The sequence below is a fragment of the Streptomyces sp. NPDC049837 genome (genome assembly GCF_040674455.1).
Lineage (GTDB): Bacteria > Actinomycetota > Actinomycetes > Streptomycetales > Streptomycetaceae > Streptomyces.
This window is the reverse complement of the sequence record NZ_JBFAMP010000001.1, coordinates 437161-452040: the sequence shown is the minus strand read 5'-3', so window position 1 is coordinate 452040 and position 14880 is coordinate 437161. Positions and strand designations below refer to the sequence as shown.

General features: G+C 72.3%; 15 protein-coding genes. 8 read left to right on the top strand and 7 right to left on the bottom strand.

The features are described 5' to 3' along the window. Window positions 1-149: 149 nt before the first annotated feature. The 4 genes from AB0J57_RS02050 to AB0J57_RS02035 all read left to right on the top strand — a co-directional run bounded on the left by AB0J57_RS02050 (window position 150) and on the right by AB0J57_RS02035 (window position 3968). Window positions 150-1064 (top strand): diiron oxygenase, encoded by a 915-nt coding sequence (locus AB0J57_RS02050; RefSeq protein ID WP_366125966.1) that lies wholly within the window; start codon window positions 150-152, stop codon window positions 1062-1064. 24 nt (window positions 1065-1088) lie between these two features. Beyond that, window positions 1089-2741 carry an FAD-dependent oxidoreductase gene (locus AB0J57_RS02045; protein ID WP_366125965.1) on the top strand — a complete coding sequence of 551 codons (1653 nt, stop codon included), beginning with the start codon at window positions 1089-1091 and terminating at the stop codon, window positions 2739-2741. Between the two features lie 66 nt (window positions 2742-2807). After that, window positions 2808-2981: a hypothetical protein gene (locus AB0J57_RS02040; RefSeq protein WP_366125964.1), complete on the top strand. Its 174-nt coding sequence runs from the start codon at window positions 2808-2810 to the stop codon at window positions 2979-2981. 231 nt (window positions 2982-3212) lie between these two features. Continuing rightward, on the top strand, window positions 3213-3968 hold the full coding sequence (locus AB0J57_RS02035) for a DUF5995 family protein (RefSeq protein WP_366125963.1): 756 nt from the start codon (window positions 3213-3215) through the stop codon (window positions 3966-3968). Between the two features lie 10 nt (window positions 3969-3978). On the opposite strand, the gene AB0J57_RS02030 is transcribed toward AB0J57_RS02035, so the two are convergent. Continuing rightward, window positions 3979-4596, bottom strand: a complete 618-nt coding sequence (locus AB0J57_RS02030; protein WP_366125962.1) for a TetR/AcrR family transcriptional regulator — start codon at window positions 4594-4596, stop codon at window positions 3979-3981. A 71-nt stretch (window positions 4597-4667) separates the two neighbouring features. On the opposite strand from AB0J57_RS02030, the gene AB0J57_RS02025 reads away from it, so the two are divergent. Continuing rightward, window positions 4668-5264: a peroxiredoxin-like family protein gene (locus AB0J57_RS02025; protein WP_366125961.1), complete on the top strand. Its 597-nt coding sequence runs from the start codon at window positions 4668-4670 to the stop codon at window positions 5262-5264. 127 nt (window positions 5265-5391) lie between these two features. On the opposite strand, the gene AB0J57_RS02020 is transcribed toward AB0J57_RS02025, so the two are convergent. The 5 genes from AB0J57_RS02020 to AB0J57_RS02000 all read right to left on the bottom strand — a co-directional run bounded on the left by AB0J57_RS02020 (window position 5392) and on the right by AB0J57_RS02000 (window position 10713). Then, on the bottom strand, window positions 5392-5862 hold the full coding sequence (locus AB0J57_RS02020; protein ID WP_366125960.1) for a hypothetical protein: 471 nt from the start codon (window positions 5860-5862) through the stop codon (window positions 5392-5394). A 684-nt stretch (window positions 5863-6546) separates the two neighbouring features. Then, window positions 6547-7659: a hypothetical protein gene (locus tag AB0J57_RS02015; RefSeq protein ID WP_366125959.1), complete on the bottom strand. Its 1113-nt coding sequence runs from the start codon at window positions 7657-7659 to the stop codon at window positions 6547-6549. Window positions 7660-7661: 2 nt separating this feature from the next. After that, a complete protein-coding gene (locus AB0J57_RS02010; RefSeq protein ID WP_366125958.1) occupies window positions 7662-8765 on the bottom strand; it encodes a hypothetical protein in 1104 nt (367 codons plus the stop codon). A gap of 124 nt (window positions 8766-8889) precedes the next feature. Further along, window positions 8890-9729 carry a hypothetical protein gene (locus AB0J57_RS02005; RefSeq protein WP_366125957.1) on the bottom strand — a complete coding sequence of 280 codons (840 nt, stop codon included), beginning with the start codon at window positions 9727-9729 and terminating at the stop codon, window positions 8890-8892. 186 nt (window positions 9730-9915) lie between these two features. Beyond that, on the bottom strand, window positions 9916-10713 hold the full coding sequence (locus AB0J57_RS02000) for a serine/threonine protein kinase (RefSeq protein ID WP_366125956.1): 798 nt from the start codon (window positions 10711-10713) through the stop codon (window positions 9916-9918). Between the two features lie 322 nt (window positions 10714-11035). Here AB0J57_RS02000 and AB0J57_RS01995 point away from each other — a divergent pair, with 322 nt between their 5' ends. After that, entirely contained in the window at window positions 11036-12934 is a 1899-nt protein-coding gene (locus AB0J57_RS01995) for a protein kinase (protein WP_366125955.1), read from the top strand. A 67-nt stretch (window positions 12935-13001) separates the two neighbouring features. Here AB0J57_RS01995 and AB0J57_RS01990 read toward each other — a convergent pair whose 3' ends face one another. After that, window positions 13002-13448 (bottom strand): MarR family winged helix-turn-helix transcriptional regulator, encoded by a 447-nt coding sequence (locus tag AB0J57_RS01990; RefSeq protein WP_366125954.1) that lies wholly within the window; start codon window positions 13446-13448, stop codon window positions 13002-13004. Window positions 13449-13533: 85 nt separating this feature from the next. Here AB0J57_RS01990 and AB0J57_RS01985 point away from each other — a divergent pair, with 85 nt between their 5' ends. Both AB0J57_RS01985 and AB0J57_RS01980 read left to right on the top strand, forming a co-directional pair. Then, window positions 13534-14241, top strand: coding sequence for a hemerythrin domain-containing protein (locus AB0J57_RS01985; protein WP_366125953.1), 708 nt, complete (start codon window positions 13534-13536; stop codon window positions 14239-14241). A gap of 368 nt (window positions 14242-14609) precedes the next feature. Further along, on the top strand, window positions 14610-14864 hold the full coding sequence (locus AB0J57_RS01980) for a hypothetical protein (RefSeq protein WP_366125952.1): 255 nt from the start codon (window positions 14610-14612) through the stop codon (window positions 14862-14864). Window positions 14865-14880: the final 16 nt, after the last annotated feature.

Here is a 14880-nt window from a genome sequence, read left to right as displayed (position 1 = left end):
TAGTTGGCGTGGAGATTTCTACTCGGGGGTAGGCCCGGGCGGTCCTCCTGCTATACGGTCCGTCCCACAGCTTGTTTACGGCTCGTCTAACAAGCTGACCGACCGGCCACAGGAGCGAGGACACACCGCTCGACCCGAGGAGCCCCCGCATGGCAAGCAACACTGTCCGGCCAGAGGTCCGCAACGGGCCCCACGCACACGATGTCGCCCGCCGCCTGCTCGCCTCCGCGGCGACGCTGTCGTACGACCCGGCCACCGAGGTCGACTGGGAGACGCCGCTCGACAAGGACTTCCATGGCGCCAGCCCCGAGTGGAGCACCCTCTACGGCACGGCGTACTGGCGGGAGATGACCGAGGCGCAGCGCAAGGAACTGACCCGGCAGGAGGCCGCGTCGGTGGCCAGCACCGGCATCTGGTTCGAGATGATCCTCCAGCAGATGGTGCTGCGCGACATCTACGCCAAGGACCCGACCGACCCCCGCTTCCAGTGGGCGCTGACCGAGATCGCCGACGAGTGCCGGCACTCCATCATGTTCGCGCGCGGGGCGCAGAAGCTGGGAGCCCCGGCCTACCGGCCGCACCGCGTCGCCGTCGAGCTCGGCCGGGCGTTCAAGACCGTCGCCTTCGGCGAGGCCGCGTACGCCGCCATCCTCGTCGCCGAGGAGGTGCTCGACGTCATGCAGCGCGACTGGATGCGTGACGAACGCGTCGTGCCGTTCGTCCGCACCATCAACAACATCCATGTCGTCGAGGAGTCGCGGCACATGAAGTTCGCCCGCGACGAGACCCGCAAGCGCCTGGAGAAGGCGGGGCCGCTGCGCCGCCGGATCCATGCCCTCGTCATCGCGATCGCGTCCTACGTCATCGTCACCAGCATGGTGAACAAGGACGTGTACCGGCACGCCGGACTCGACACGGAGCGCGCCGTCCGCGAGGCCAGGGCCAACGAGCACCACAAGGCCCTGATGCGTTCGAGCTGCGCCGGCCTCATGGAGTTCCTGGCCTCCGCCCGGCTCCTCACCCGGCCCGCCCTGGTGTTCTACAAGCGCGCGAACCTGATCTGACCCGAACCGGACCGAGCCGACACCATGACCTTCGCCATCACCCAGACCTGCTGCGGCGACGCCACCTGCGTGGCCGTGTGCCCCGTCAACTGCATCCACCCCGCCCCCGGTGAACCGGGGTTCGGTACCACGGAGATGCTGTACATCGACCCCAAGGCGTGCATCGACTGCGGCGCCTGTGCCGACGCCTGCCCGGTGGACGCCGTCTTCCCCGTGGACGGCCTGCCCGACGCGCAGCAGGACTTCGCCGCGGTCAACGCGGCGTACTTCGCGGACGCACCGCCACCGCCGGCCGACCACGGGCCGAACTTCCACGCCTGGGGCGTGCCCCGCTTCGAGCGCAGCCTGCCGGCCGACTTCGCGCCGATCCGGGTCGCGGTCGTCGGCACCGGGCCCGCCGGCATGTACGCCGCCGAGGACCTCCTGCTGCACACCAACGCCGAGGTGACCCTGGTCGACCGGCTCCCGGTCGCGGGAGGTCTCGTACGGTACGGCGTGGCTCCGGACCACCCGGCGACCAAGCGGATCGGCGACACCTTCGCCCGGTTCCACTCCCACCCCCGGGTCCGGCTGCACCTGGGCGTCGAGGTGGGCCGCGACATCACGGCCGAGCAACTGGCCGCCCACCACCACGCGGTCGTCTACGCGGTGGGCGCCAGCACCGACCGCCGCCTCGGGATACCGGGGGAGGACCTGCCCGGCAGCCTCCCCGCCACCACGTTCGTCTCCTGGTACAACGCCCACCCCGAAGTCGCGCCCGGCGCGGTCGGCCTGTCCGGCGAGCGGGTGGTCGTGGTCGGCAACGGCAACGTCGCCCTGGACGTCGCCCGTATCCTCGTCTCCGACCCCGACGCGCTCGCCGCCACCGACATCGCGGACCACGCACTGGCCGCCCTCCGCGCGGCGCGGGTGCGCGAAGTGGTGCTGCTCGGGCGGCGCGGGCCACAGGACGCGGCGTACACGGCGTCCGAGTTGCGGGCACTGAAGCACCTGGACGGCGTGGAAACGGTCGTCGACGACCAAGACCCGCGCATCGCCGAGGCGATCGACCGGGCCGGACCGGCCGGCAAGGCCGGGCTCCTGCGGGGCCTGTCACGGGAGCGGGTCGACTGGTCGCGGCCGCCGGCGCCGGGGCGGCGGATCGTGTTCCGCTTCCACTCCGCGCCCGTGGAGGTCCTGGGTGACGGCACGGCGGCCCGCGCCGTGCGCGTGACGGAGGCGGACGGGCAGCGGGAGATCCCGGCCGGCATGGTGCTCCGCGCGGTCGGTTACCGCGGTGAGCCGGTTCCGGGCCTGCCGTTCGACGAGGCTGCCGGCACCGTTCCGCACGACGCGGGGCGCGTGTCCGGCCGGCAGGGCACGTACGTCGTGGGATGGATCAAGCGCGGTCCGTCGGGGGGCATCGGAACCAACCGCACCTGCGCCGCCGAGACGGTGGGCACGCTTCTGGCGGACGCGGTCGCGGGCCGCCTGCCCGAACCGCCCTGCACCGCCAAGGAGTTCCGCCGACTGCTGCGCCGCCGGGGCCGCGACGTCGTCGACGCCCGCGGGCTGGCCGCGATCGACCGGGCCGAGCTGAACAGGGGCCGCCTCACCGGCCGCCCCCGCGTCAAGCTGGCCACGCTCGAGGAACTGCGGGCGACGGCGAGGCGCGGCCCGCGGATCGCGAGCCGCTGAGCGCCCCCCGCACTGCCCGCCGCCACCCGCGCACCGGTGCACGCGGTGCGCGGGTGCACGCGGCGGATGAAGGCGCTGGTTTTCCAAGGCCGCGGGCAGGCGTCCTGGCAGGACGTCCCGGACCCGGCCGTCGATGATGCCGCCGACGCGGTCGCACGGGTGGAGACCGGCACCGCCTGCGGCCCGATGGCACCCCGGGCGCGGGCCCCCGCCCGGCGGCACACCTCACGGCTGGTGTGACACGTCATTACCTCGTCCGGGCAGGGTCGTTGGACCGACTGGATCCGGCACAGGAGGTCTGGCGGACCAGCTCGGACGGGAGTCGGAACGGTGCGATGGTTCGGAATGCGAGCGCTGGGCGTACTGGCGCTGGCGGGTGCCTTGTTCGCGACGTCCGCGACACCCGTCACGGCCACTGAACCGGGGCGGGCACAGCGGAGTCTCACGTGTGACGGTCCCGTGGTCGGCTGCGTGGCCGAGGCGAAGCACACGCTGGCGCGTCTCCGCGACGAGCTCGCGTGCGATCACCGGGCGCCCTTCGCCTCCATCTACGTACACAGTCAGCAGTCCCTGGAAGACGCGGTCCGCCGCCCGGGCTCCTTCGACGAGCCGTCGTGGCTGGCCGGCGACCTCAACACCGGTTTCGTCAACCTGTATCTGATGGCGTATCACGGGGACCGCGCCGGCCGGCCCGTTCCCCGTGCCTGGGACATCGCCTTCGACGCGGCCCGTGCCGGCGATGTCAACGCCGGACAGGACGTCCTCCTGGGCGCGAACGCGCACATCCAGCGCGACATGCCCTACGTCCTGGCCCGACTCGGGCTCACCCGGCCCGACGGAGCATCGCGCAAGCCGGACTACGACCGCTTCCAGTCGGTGCTGGACCGCGCGTACGGACCCGCTGTGCGGGAAGTCGCCCACCGCTACGACCCGTTGGTGTCCCTGGCCGACGAGCGGTGGAACCCGGTCGCCGGCTACACCGCCAAGCAGCTCTTCCGCATGTGGCGCGAGCAGGCATGGGCGCACGCACAGCAGTTGTCGGACGCCCGGGACACCGCGACGCGCGATCGGGTGGTACGGGCCATCGAGACGAACGCGGCCCGGTGGGCGGCCCTTCTGGCGACGCCTCAGGTCCCCGGATACCGGCAGATCCGCGACACCTACTGCCACCAGTCGCTCACGGACATGCGACGCGGCCCCGGAGCCGCCCTCCGTCAGTGGCGGTGACGGGCGCGGGTCACGCGGCGCGGAGCCCGCGCAGCAGCACGGCGAGGCCGCCGAGGAATTCCTCGTCGGGGCTGACGTTCCGGGCGTACCGCGCGGTCTCGGACATGTACGGGAACTCCTCCGGAGGCAGGGCGGAGATGGCGACCGTGCCCTCGCCGGACAGGGGCCCGAGGTGTTCCAACTGGATCGCCCCGATGACGTAGCCGAGCAGGCTGCGCAGCGCGATCACGCGCTGCTCGCCTTCGAAGCCGGCCTCGGTGAGGATGGCGAGCACCGATTCCGACCAGCGCAGCCCGGCGCGGGAGCGGTGCCGGTGAGTGAGGGTCAGCGGCACGACCGACGGATGTGCGCTCACGGCGTCGCGCAGGCGTCTCACCATGACCTCGATCCGTTCACGCCATGGCGTGTTCGCGGCAGGTGGGGCGCTGTCGACGGTGCCGAGCACCAGCTCGACGACCAGCCTTTCGAGTTCGTCGCGGTCGTCGACGTACCGATAGAGCGCCATCGTGCTCAGGCCGAGTTCCTGGGCGACCGCGCGCATCGACAGCCCGGCGAGCCCCTCGCGGTCGATGACGGCGAGGGCGGCCGAGGCCAGTTGGTCCTGGGTGAGGGAACGGGGACGTGGCATGACGGTTGACAGCGTACGCCCTACACGTACGCTCGTAAGCGTATGCTGTACACCTACCGGAGGGGCTCGTCATGCGCACGTCCGAAAAGCAGTTGGTCCCCGGCTCCGTCGTCAGCTCACGCTCCCTCGCCCCGGTCTGCGGCCCGCCGGTCGCCGTCCCGGACTCCGACCGGCTGATCCACCTTCAGTTCCGCCGCTTCGCCGGCTGCCCGGTCTGCAATCTCCACCTGCGGTCGATGGTGCGGCGGTACGGCGAGATCGAGGCGGCCGGCGTCCGTGAGGTCGTTGTCTTCCACTCGCCCGCGAAGGAGCTGCGGCAGTACGCGGCCGACCTCCCGTTCGCCGTCATCGCCGACCCCACCAAGCGGCTGTACGCGGAGTTCGGCGTCGAGTCGGCTCGACGTGCCCTGCTGGACCCCCGGGTGTGGCCGCACGTGCTGCGGGCGCTCCTTCGCAGCACGGCGATGTTGCTGCGCGGCCGCGAAGGCCTGCCGTCCCCGCGCCAGCCCCACGGACGCCTGGGCCTTCCCGCGGATGTCCTCCTCGCCCCCGACGGCACCGTCCTGGCCGCGAAGTACGGCGAGCACGCGTACGACCAGTGGACGGTGGACGAGCTGCTGGAGCTGGCCTCCGGGGCGCCGCACTCCTCTTCGGCGCGCCTTGCCTGAGGCTGTCGAGTCGTCGTCTTGCGCCTCAGCCCCGAGGCCACGGTGGCAGCCGGGGCAGCGGACGGGACCATGACGATCCCCCGGTCGGGGGCGGCGGGGAGGCCGGCCTGGACGGTTGCCCCGCCGGTCAGCTCCTGGCCCGAGCGGACGCCTCCCAGCTCTGCTTCTGCCAGAACAGCACGAGGAACAGCGCGAGGAGCAGGTCGTCCGGGAGCGACTCGCCCTCGCCGTGCAGCCGTGCACGAATGGGACGGCTCCCGCCCCGGTCGTAGGAGATCTCGAGCGGGCCGACGGCACACACCCGGCTGCCGAGTCGGTCGTACCGCAGTTCGTAGGGTCCGATGCGCCGCAGACTTCCGCCGAACTTGCTGTGTTCACAGCTCCACTCACCGACGGCGAGTGGCTGGCCGGACCACCGACGGTAGGTGATCCCGACGCTGCCCACGGCGCGCAGAGTCGAACTGAACCGTTGGTACTCGAGCGGCCACGGACCCAGAGCGCGAGGTGTGCTGTCCAGCCACTCCCGCCGGCCGTAGGTGACCGGCACGCCGCCGATCGCGCGCAGAAGCCCCTTGTGGTACGTCAGCTCGACGTCCATGCCTCGACTCACCTCCGGGCGGAGCGCCACAACGACCGGGCCCGCCCGCTTCAGAAGTGGGCGGGCCCCGGGTAGCCCGGTGCGGATGGCCTTCGCGATACCGCCTGCGAGCGGCGATCCACGCAGACCAGTAGCTCATCAGTGGCACCAGGTCCAGCTTCACACGTGCGAACTCCCGCAGCCCGACGGCGTGGCGGCCCCCCTGGGGCGGCTCATCCGCCGCGCTGCCGCGGGGGTGCTGGAGTGATCAGGCCGGGTCCCGGCTCGGCCACGTAGTCGCGGACCCGCCCCTGAGCGTCACGGTCACCGTCCTCGCCGACGATACGCCCGGGTGTCACACTTCCGGCGTACGCTGACGTGGCGAGTTCGCAAGGGGGAAAGCCATGGCTGACGCCGGGTGCGGCCTCCCCCGGCCCAACAGCCGCAGGGCACCTGCACGGTCGCCGTTTCCTCGACCCTCGCGGAAAACGAGGCGGACAAGCCGCTGACCTTCGACGAGCGGGTCGTCGTCGACTACGGTCCCGTTCCGGTAGCGGCGAAGGAACGGCACACGTGGCTGGCCCAAGCCTTCCACGGCACGGCCTCTCCACTGCCCGACGGACTCGACGGACTGGTGGCCGGAAACCGGGCCATGCCGCAAACGGTCAGCCGAGGCCAGGTTCAGCGGTTCAGTGGTTCAACGGTTCACCGGCCGAACCGCAGGATGCGCGGGGCGAAGGTGCCCTCGGGGCCGTCGGCGCGGCCGACCGACCACACCGTCGCCGTGCCCGGCACCGGAGCCAGGCGCAGCGTCCGGGAGTCGCCCTCGCCGGCCACCGCCGGTTCGCTGTACTCGGTGAACGACTGTCCGTTCCAGGCAAGGAAGTCCGGCCCGGGGACGAATGGCGGATAGCTGCCCGGCGGGCCCCACTTCTGCGAGTTGGCCACCGAGACCCAGGCCAGTTCGCCGGACGTCGTGGGCGCCAGCGAGCTGATCGAGCCGAAGTCGGTGGGCACGGCCACCCGGCTCCACGCCTGCCCGTCCCAGCGGACCAGCAGAGGCGGGATCGGCCGGCCGACCGGGCCGCCGACGAATCCGGCCGTGCCGCCCGCCCACACCTCCGTGGGCGAGACCGCCAGCACACTGCCCACGGCCGAGCGCGGGAACCCGTGCACGATCGTCTGCTGCCACGCCTGCCCGTTCCAGTGCGAGACGGCCGCACCCGAGTCGGTGGCGCCCGCGGCCCAGACGTCGTCGGCCGCCAGGATGTGCAGGCCGTACACGGACCCCGGCGGCACCGGCACGTCCCGCCAGCCGCGCCCGTCCCAGCGCAGCAATACCTGCGCGCCGTCCCGCGAACCGATCAGCCAGGCCTCCCCGCCGCCGGCGACGACTCTGGTCAGCGTGACACCGCGCGGTGACCGGCTCTCGTACCAGGCCGTGCCGTCGAAGCGGAGCAGGTGGGCGCCGCCCGCCGAGTCGCGGCCGACCGCCCAGACCGCCGTCGGTGAGGTCGCGGCGATGGACAGCAGCTCTCCCTGCCAGCGGATCCCGGGCAGGCTCTGGCGCTGCCAGGCGGTCCCGTTCCAGCGCACCACCAGCGGGAAGCCGGGCGCCTCGCGACCGACGGCGTCGGTGCCCACCGCCCACGCCCGGTCCGGCCCGAACGCCACGGCCTCGTTCAGCCCGGCCTGTGGTCGTAACTGTGCCGGGACCGGGACGTGTTGCCAGGAGAGGGTCTCCGCCGCTGCCGGGTTCATGGAGGTCATGAGGGTCATGACGACAGCGAACGCCGCGACGAGAAGTCGACGTACCATGATCAGCCTCCCAGCCGCTCGCTCATCAGGTTCGGTTTCGAGCCGTAGATCTCGACGGTCCCGAAGGACAGCAGTGAGAGCCCGGCGGTCGCCAGTGCACGCGGTTTGACGTCGATCGCGTCCCTGCGCTCCGGGCCGTAGGAGAAGGTGGTGCGGGGGCCGTCCACTCGCGCGTACTTCGACTGGAACGCGCGGTCGCTGCGCACCGGCAGCCACAGCGCCCCGTCCGGGCCACGCACCATGGCCTCGGTGTAGGTGTCGCTCAGCGGTGGGTAGGTGGTGCGCCAGGCGTGGCCGTTACGGGTCATCAGGTAGGTGCGGGCCACGCCGTCGGTGTACTGGCCGCCGCCGATCGTGACCCGGCCGGACGGTTCGAGCACGATGGTGTGCACGTTGCTGTTCGGCGGCAGCGACACCTTCGCGTCCCGCCACGCCATGCCGTCCCAGCGCAGGATGGCGGATCCGGTGCTGGTCTCCGCCCAGGCCCAGACGTCGGTGGCGGTACGCGCGGTGATCCCCATCAGGAACAGCACACCGTCCGGGGTGGACTGGGTGGTCCAGCGGGAACCGTCGTAGTGCAACACCTTCAGCCCGGTGTCGTCCTCACCGACCACCCACGCGGCGCCCGGTACCGCGGTGAAGTCCTGGTACGTCCACAGGGTCTGCGGCAGCGGGACGGCACTCCACACTCCCGCCGACCGGCGCAGGATCTCCCCCGTCCCCACGCGGTTGTGGAAGATCCACACCTCCTCGCCGACGAACTGCACCTTGCCGAGCCAGCCCGGCTCACCGGCCCCGGGGAAGGACGTGTCCCGGCTCCACGCCGTGCCGTCCCACCGGTACAACATCGGCCGCAGTCCATCGGCGGCGTGCTCGTACCCGGTCGCCCACGCCTCGCCCGGCCCACGGGCGGCGAGATCGGACACGGTCACCGGCGGGGCCGCCGCCGGCACCGGCAGCGGCGACCAGCCCGGCGTCACGGCGGCGGTCGGCGTCACGACCACGGCCGGCGTCACGACCACAGCCGGCGTCACGGCCACGGCCGGCGACACCACCGCGGCACACGCGATCACAAGGCACATCACGACCGTACGGAGACCGTTCACGAGACCTCCCCAGAACGCGAAGGCCGCTCAGCCTATTGGCGTTCCCCACCCGTGAACAGACGTCTAACGGCCGTGCCTGCTCCGCGCGTTGACCGTGCGACCGCCGCCCCAACGGCGCGCCGCGTCAACGGTGCTGGTCGCGGAGGTCCATCGAGCCGACGACCCGGGCGTACAGGTCTCTTTCGGCGGGTGGGACGGCGCGGGCGTACGCGAGGACCTTGCTGTGGGGCAGGTACCAGGCTTCGACGGTGAAGGAGCGGCCACTGGCACAGGTGACCCGCCATTGACGGTGGATGGCCCTGCGGCCGTCCGCCAGAGTGGTCGGATCGCGACGCGTGATGCGGGCGGCCGTGGGGGGCGTGTCGGCGTCGAGGCTGCTGGCGCCCGGGGCGCGGCAGCCCGGCTGGCCGATCGCCCAGCCGTCGTCCAGGTCGAGGTCGAGCGGTGCGAGGAAGCTGTCCCCGAACCGGCCGCCGTGGGGGTCGGAGGAGGTGGCCCCCACATAGAGCTGGATGCCGTGGCAGGCGCCGGGCTGGGTGGTGGCGGGGCCCAGGCATACCGGGTCCGGCGCCGCTCCGCCCTCCGCGGTCCAGGTGGTGGGGAGCGCGAGCCGGATGCCCCGGTAGGAGAAGGCGTGCTGGGAGGGCCGGGCCGGTGCCGGGGCGCGCCCGGTCGCATCCGCGGTGGCTGTGGGGGCTGTAGTGCCACGGGGTGGTGCCGGGGACGCGGCGCTCGACGACTGCGCGGGGCGCGGACCGGCCGAGGAGGCATGGGCCGTGGGCGTCGGACTCCCGGACGGCGCCGGCGCGTGAGCGGCACTCGGCGACGACGTGGTGCGGGCGGCGCCGGCACCGTCGGCCCCGCCGGTGGCTCGGTGGCCGTCGGTGCAGGCGCCGAGTGACAAGACGGTCAGGGCGACGACGGCGGCACGGCCGCGGAGCCGGCGACGCGCGGGGGTGTTCATGGGTGGCAGCACGGGTTCCTCACGGCAAGCGGTGCTCGGGGCGGTGACGGCGGACGTGTACGGCGCGATCTGCGACGCCCACGCAGCCGCCCGTCTGGTTCGAGGCGAGCCTAGGGACGCTGTCGCCGCCTGCGTACCTGTAACACTGCAGGGTGGCCTCCGGGGCGCACGGCCCTCCGGGGTGCCTCAGCCTGCCGCGGCGGACGAATGACCGGCGCCGGGGCCCGCCCCGGGCCGGGGCGCCGGAAGGAGCGCGAGGTGCTCCTCCCGTACGAGACCGAACCGGAGCGCGAACGACACCAGGGCGTCCTTCCGGCGGTGCAGCCGCCCGCGGCCGTCCGGGCTCTGCCGTGCGGAGTCACGTATGCGCAACTTGGTACCCGTCAGGTACTCGATGTGGAAGTTGACGGCCGACGGCGTGAGACCCCGGTACTCGGGCAGGGCGCCGAGGCGTGTGATGACCTGTGCCGTGGTGGGGATCTGAACCGACCCCGGATCGCGCAGGCGGTGCTCGCACAGGGCCACCAGCACCCGGAAGTACTTGGCCGCGGGGTCGAGGGAGTACAGCGTGTCGGTGGGTTCGCCGAGTGCGCCGACGGGCGTGTCGGCGGGAACGAACCGGTGCTCGGGCGCGTAGATCTTCAGCTCGCAGGGCTCGCCGCGGGCGGGGAGGATCATCCGGGACATCTCGAAGGCGACGGGAGCGTCGAGGCGCCCGGGCGCCACCTTCAGATGCTCCCCGGCACCCTCCAGGTTCTCGATGACGAAAGCGGAGTGCCGGCCCAGGTTGCTCACGGTCCAGAAGTCGCGGACCGCGGTGATCCGGCCGGCGAGCCGGGACACACCGGCGAAGGGCAGCTCGATGTCGACCGGTGCGTCCGGCGCGCCACGGCCGAAGGTGGCCGATCGGCCGGAGGCGAGCGGGAAGAGCGCCGAGGTGCCTTCCGGCCCTCGGTTCGGCAACTCGATCGTCACCGTTGCCATGACACCTCACCTCGATGGACGCGGACGTTCCCCGGCACGCCGCTGACGAGGTGGGGCGGGGGGTGGGCCGGCCGCCGCGTCGGTGCGGGCGGGCGTGAGGTCCGCCGCAACGGTGGAAGTTCGCTGGTCGGGCCGGAGGCGAGCAGGATAGCGTGCGTCTACCGAGGGCGGGCTGCGCCGGGAATCGCGGCCGCCCGCAGACGGGCTCGCTCGACCGCCGGAGCGGGGGCGGGACGGCTCCGTGAGCCGGACGCCCGACGTCCGACGCCCGCGGCGCACATCGAACCTCGAACCTCGATCATTGACAACGGGACGTGACGCAGTGGGCCAGGAAGGTCTCGGGCCGGGCTCCGCATCGGGCGACGGCGGTACGGTGGCCGAGGAGTGGGCGGTCACCGCTCCCAAGGGCTACCGCATCGGTGACTGGCGTCTGACCGGACCCATCGCGTCGGGGAGCTGGAGCAGCGTCTACGCGGCACAGCGCGCCGATGCTGCCGGTGCGGCCGATGCCCCAGCGGCGATCAAGCTGATGCCCGGCGGGCGGTTGACCCCCGCGCACCAGGCGACGTTGCGTGCCATGGCCACCAGGGAGAAGCGCCGGGCCGCCGCCGTCCGGTCGCCGGGTCTGCTGCCCATCCACGAAGTGCACGTCATCAGCGACCCGGTGAATCCGCACCTCGATGGAGTCACCGCACTGGTCATGGACCGGGCCGCTGCCTCGCTCGCCGACCTTCTGGCCGCCGCCCCGGGAGAGGTCCCGCTGCCGCGGGCCCACCGGCTCATCGCCGACATCGCGGCCGCGATCGACTCGTTGCACGCGCAAGGCTGGGTCCACGCCGACCTCAAACCGGGGAACGTGCTCATCATGGCGGACGGGCGCGCGGTCCTGGCCGACTTCGGTCTGGCGGCGGAGCTCGACGGCACCCACGCCTACATCGAGCCCCTGGGCACGGTGGACTACCTGCCCCCGGAGTGGTGGTCCTCGCACGCCACCGCGTACGGCGTCGAGGTGCGCGCCACCCGGGACATCTGGGCGTTCGGCATTCTGGCCGCGCACATCCTCACCGGCGGCCGCCACCCGTTCCCGGGCGCCACTCCGGGAGCCCGGGCCTCGCACGTGCGCTCTTCGGAGCACCTTCCCCACCTCCCACCGACGGTGCCGACGGCGTGGCGGGAGCTCATCCACGCCTGCCTGGACCGCGACGAGCAGGCCCGAGCCGGTCTGGTCGGGCGCCTGGCGCTCCGTACGGCCGCTGCTCAGCGGGCGGAGGCCCCGCGGAGCCCGGACGCCGACTCGCCGGCACCGCCCAACGGGGTCACGGAAGGGCGGAGCGGTCAGGCAGGCTCCGGCTCCGGTTCCGCCCGAGGAAGCCGCCGCCCGGCGACTTCGGCCCTCTCCCTGGTCGTCGCCGCGCTGATGGCGGGGGTGGTCGGTGTGGGGGCCACGTTGGCGGTGTCCGGTCGGACGGGTGACCTCTTCTCCTCCGCGCCCGCTCCCGTCCCTTCCGCATCCGCCACGCGCACGACTCCGGTGCCGCAAGGCAGCGGCCCCGTCCCGGCCGACACGGGGAACGGCCCGGACGAACAGGGACCGTCCTCGTACGCGCCCGACGAGGGGCCGGCCTGGTCGCCGGGCCCCCTGCCCGCCGCCCTCCGGTTGTCCCGCCCCGTGCCGGCGACCGGCGAGTCGATGGTGGCGATGCTGCGCACGCTCGTGCCGGATTCCGCGAAGACGTCGGGGTACGAGGGGCACAACACGGACGGCCGCCAGCAGGGCCGGCTGACCCTGGACGACGGGCAGGGCCCGGCGAGCGTCGTCGTCAACGTCGACCCAGCCGGCCCTGGCACGGTTCCGCGGCGTTGCGAGGACCTTTCCCCGCTGACCTCGATCCGGGTCATCGCCTGTGCCGATCACCCGCTCCCGGGCGGCGGCTGGGCCCACATCACGTCCATCGACTTCACCGGCAACGGTGCCGACCCCAACGACCGCAACAAGATCCAGAATTCCGTCAGCATCCTGCGCCCCGACGGCGTGAGCGTCCAAGCGGTCACCTGCAACGGGCCATGCGGCGCACTCGGCCCTGCCGTCCGTCCCTCACCGCCGCTGACGACACGACAGCTCTACACCATCGCGAGTGACCCGCGGTGGCGCGCGCACATGGAGAGGGACTTCGTCGACAGGGCGGCGTCCATCACCTTGCAGGGCACGGGCTCCCACTGAACGGCACCGCGCAACGGGGGTGAGCCGAAACCCCGATGGCCACCTGGTCCCCCCGGGGGTCCTCGGGTCAGCGCTTGCCGTCGGCCTGCTCATGCTGGTCCAGCTCGGTCAGCAGCCGGCGCAGGAATGCCCGTGTGCGGGTGATCTCCGACTGGGGGAGTGCCGCGAAGAGCGTGCGGTGGATGGCGGCGGCTCGTTCCGTGACGGCGGCGAGGACCTCCTGTCCGCGCGGGGTGAGCGTCAGCAGCGGGGAACCGCGGTGGTCGGGGTTGGCCTCGTACGCGGCGTATCCGAAGGTCACGAGGTCGTTGGCGACGCGCTGGACGTTCTGCCTGCTGACTCCCAGGCGACGTGCCGCCTGCGGCACGGTCATCGCCGTCTCGGAGACCACGCTCAGGACCTGCCAGCGGGCCTGGGTGAGCCCTTCCGCCTGCGCGGTGTGCTCGCCCAGGCGGCGCAGCGCCCCGGCGGCCTCGAACACGTCGGCCACGAGCAGGGCCATCTCATCGGACATCGGCGAACCCCTTTGACAACATGTTGTCTGTGTGCGAAGGTGTTGTCATTCTACTCGGGGATTACGTACGAGGAGTAATACGGCCATGCCCAGAGTCGATCTGTACCGATATGTTCACATGGGTCAGCGGGAGCGGCTCTTCGCCCTCGCCATCGAGGTCGGCGCCGCCGACACCGCACAACGGGACACTGTTGTGAGCCTGACGGAACGCTGCCTTGCCATGACGCGGGAGCTGCGCGAGCACGCCGACCACGAGGACCGCCACATCCACCCACTGCTGCGGGAGCGGGCCCCGGAGGCGGCCGACGCCCTTGACGCCGAGCACATCCGCCTCGACGCGGCACTGGCCGCACTGGACGACCGGGCGCGTCGGCTGCCCAAGGCCCCGGACGAGGAACTGCCGGACGCCCAGCATGCCCTCTACCTGGCATTGAACGAGCTCATCAGCGCCTACCTGGCCCATCTGCACGCGGAGGAGACCGTGGCCATGCCTGCCCTGTGGCAGACATCCAGCGACGCCGAGCTCGGCGCCGTCTTCGCCGCCTTCAAGGCGTCCCGCACACCGGAGGAAAGCCTGTCCGACCTTCGCAAGATGCTCCCGTCCCTGCCCCCCGCCATACGGGCGGCCATCGTGCGCGCCACGCTCACCACCGTCCCCGACGACGAGACCGGCCGCACCCTGGCGGCACTCACCACAACGCTCGACCCCGGCCGGCGCGGCCGGCTCTACGAGGACCTCGGAGTACCGGAAGCATGGGCTCTCAAGCCGATGGAGAACGGGCGGGACCGCTAGGACGCGGAAAGGCATGGCGGCCCCGCGAGTGTCCCTGGCACGATGCCCGGAATGGGGAACACTTGTGCCGTTCCGGTTTTCCGGACGACCGACGCTCGTGCCGCCTACGAGGTCGGCCTTCGGCTGCTCGCGCTGGCGGACGCCACCGAGGCCACGGTGTACGCAACGCTGTGGCTGCGGACCGCGGCAGACGTCGAGCGCGCTCAGGCACGCCTTGCCGAGGGCCTGTTCACGCGCGCCGGCTTCGAACCTCTGCCCCCCGAGGGCATAGCCACCGAGCCGGAAGCGCTGGCGGCGCTGCTGCCTCTCCGGGTCGACTTCGAGGACGCCCTGCCGGGAAGTATCGACGAGAGCCGTTCCTGGAGGGCGTGGGAGACAACCCGGCCACCTTCTCCTGGTGGGGGCTCACCTGGCCCGCGGTTCCCGAGATGGGTCTGCCGCCGGAGCTCAAGTACGCCGACGTGCAGGTGGTCTTCAACCACCGGAGCATTCACCTCGAGGGGCCGCCCGCGGCCGACCACACCGTCTTCGTGCATGTCCGTTACAGCACACGCGCCCGGGCACAGTGGCTCGCCGCCCAGGCAGGGCTGCGCGTCATCGGAGACTCCCAGCACGGCTGGTGACCAGCAGCGCCGCCCG

Coding starts and splice junctions, on each gene's coding strand:
- AB0J57_RS02005 (WP_366125957.1), bottom strand. CDS start 9,729: ATGAACACCCCCGCGCGTCGCCGGCTCCGCGGCCGTGCCGCCGTCGTC.
- AB0J57_RS02050 (WP_366125966.1), top strand. CDS start 150: ATGGCAAGCAACACTGTCCGGCCAGAGGTCCGCAACGGGCCCCACGCA.
- AB0J57_RS01990 (WP_366125954.1), bottom strand. CDS start 13,448: ATGTCCGATGAGATGGCCCTGCTCGTGGCCGACGTGTTCGAGGCCGCC.
- AB0J57_RS02045 (WP_366125965.1), top strand. CDS start 1,089: ATGACCTTCGCCATCACCCAGACCTGCTGCGGCGACGCCACCTGCGTG.
- AB0J57_RS02030 (WP_366125962.1), bottom strand. CDS start 4,596: ATGCCACGTCCCCGTTCCCTCACCCAGGACCAACTGGCCTCGGCCGCC.
- AB0J57_RS01985 (WP_366125953.1), top strand. CDS start 13,534: ATGCCCAGAGTCGATCTGTACCGATATGTTCACATGGGTCAGCGGGAG.
- AB0J57_RS02040 (WP_366125964.1), top strand. CDS start 2,808: ATGAAGGCGCTGGTTTTCCAAGGCCGCGGGCAGGCGTCCTGGCAGGAC.
- AB0J57_RS02025 (WP_366125961.1), top strand. CDS start 4,668: ATGCGCACGTCCGAAAAGCAGTTGGTCCCCGGCTCCGTCGTCAGCTCA.
- AB0J57_RS02015 (WP_366125959.1), bottom strand. CDS start 7,659: ATGGTACGTCGACTTCTCGTCGCGGCGTTCGCTGTCGTCATGACCCTC.
- AB0J57_RS02020 (WP_366125960.1), bottom strand. CDS start 5,862: ATGGACGTCGAGCTGACGTACCACAAGGGGCTTCTGCGCGCGATCGGC.
- AB0J57_RS02000 (WP_366125956.1), bottom strand. CDS start 10,713: ATGGCAACGGTGACGATCGAGTTGCCGAACCGAGGGCCGGAAGGCACC.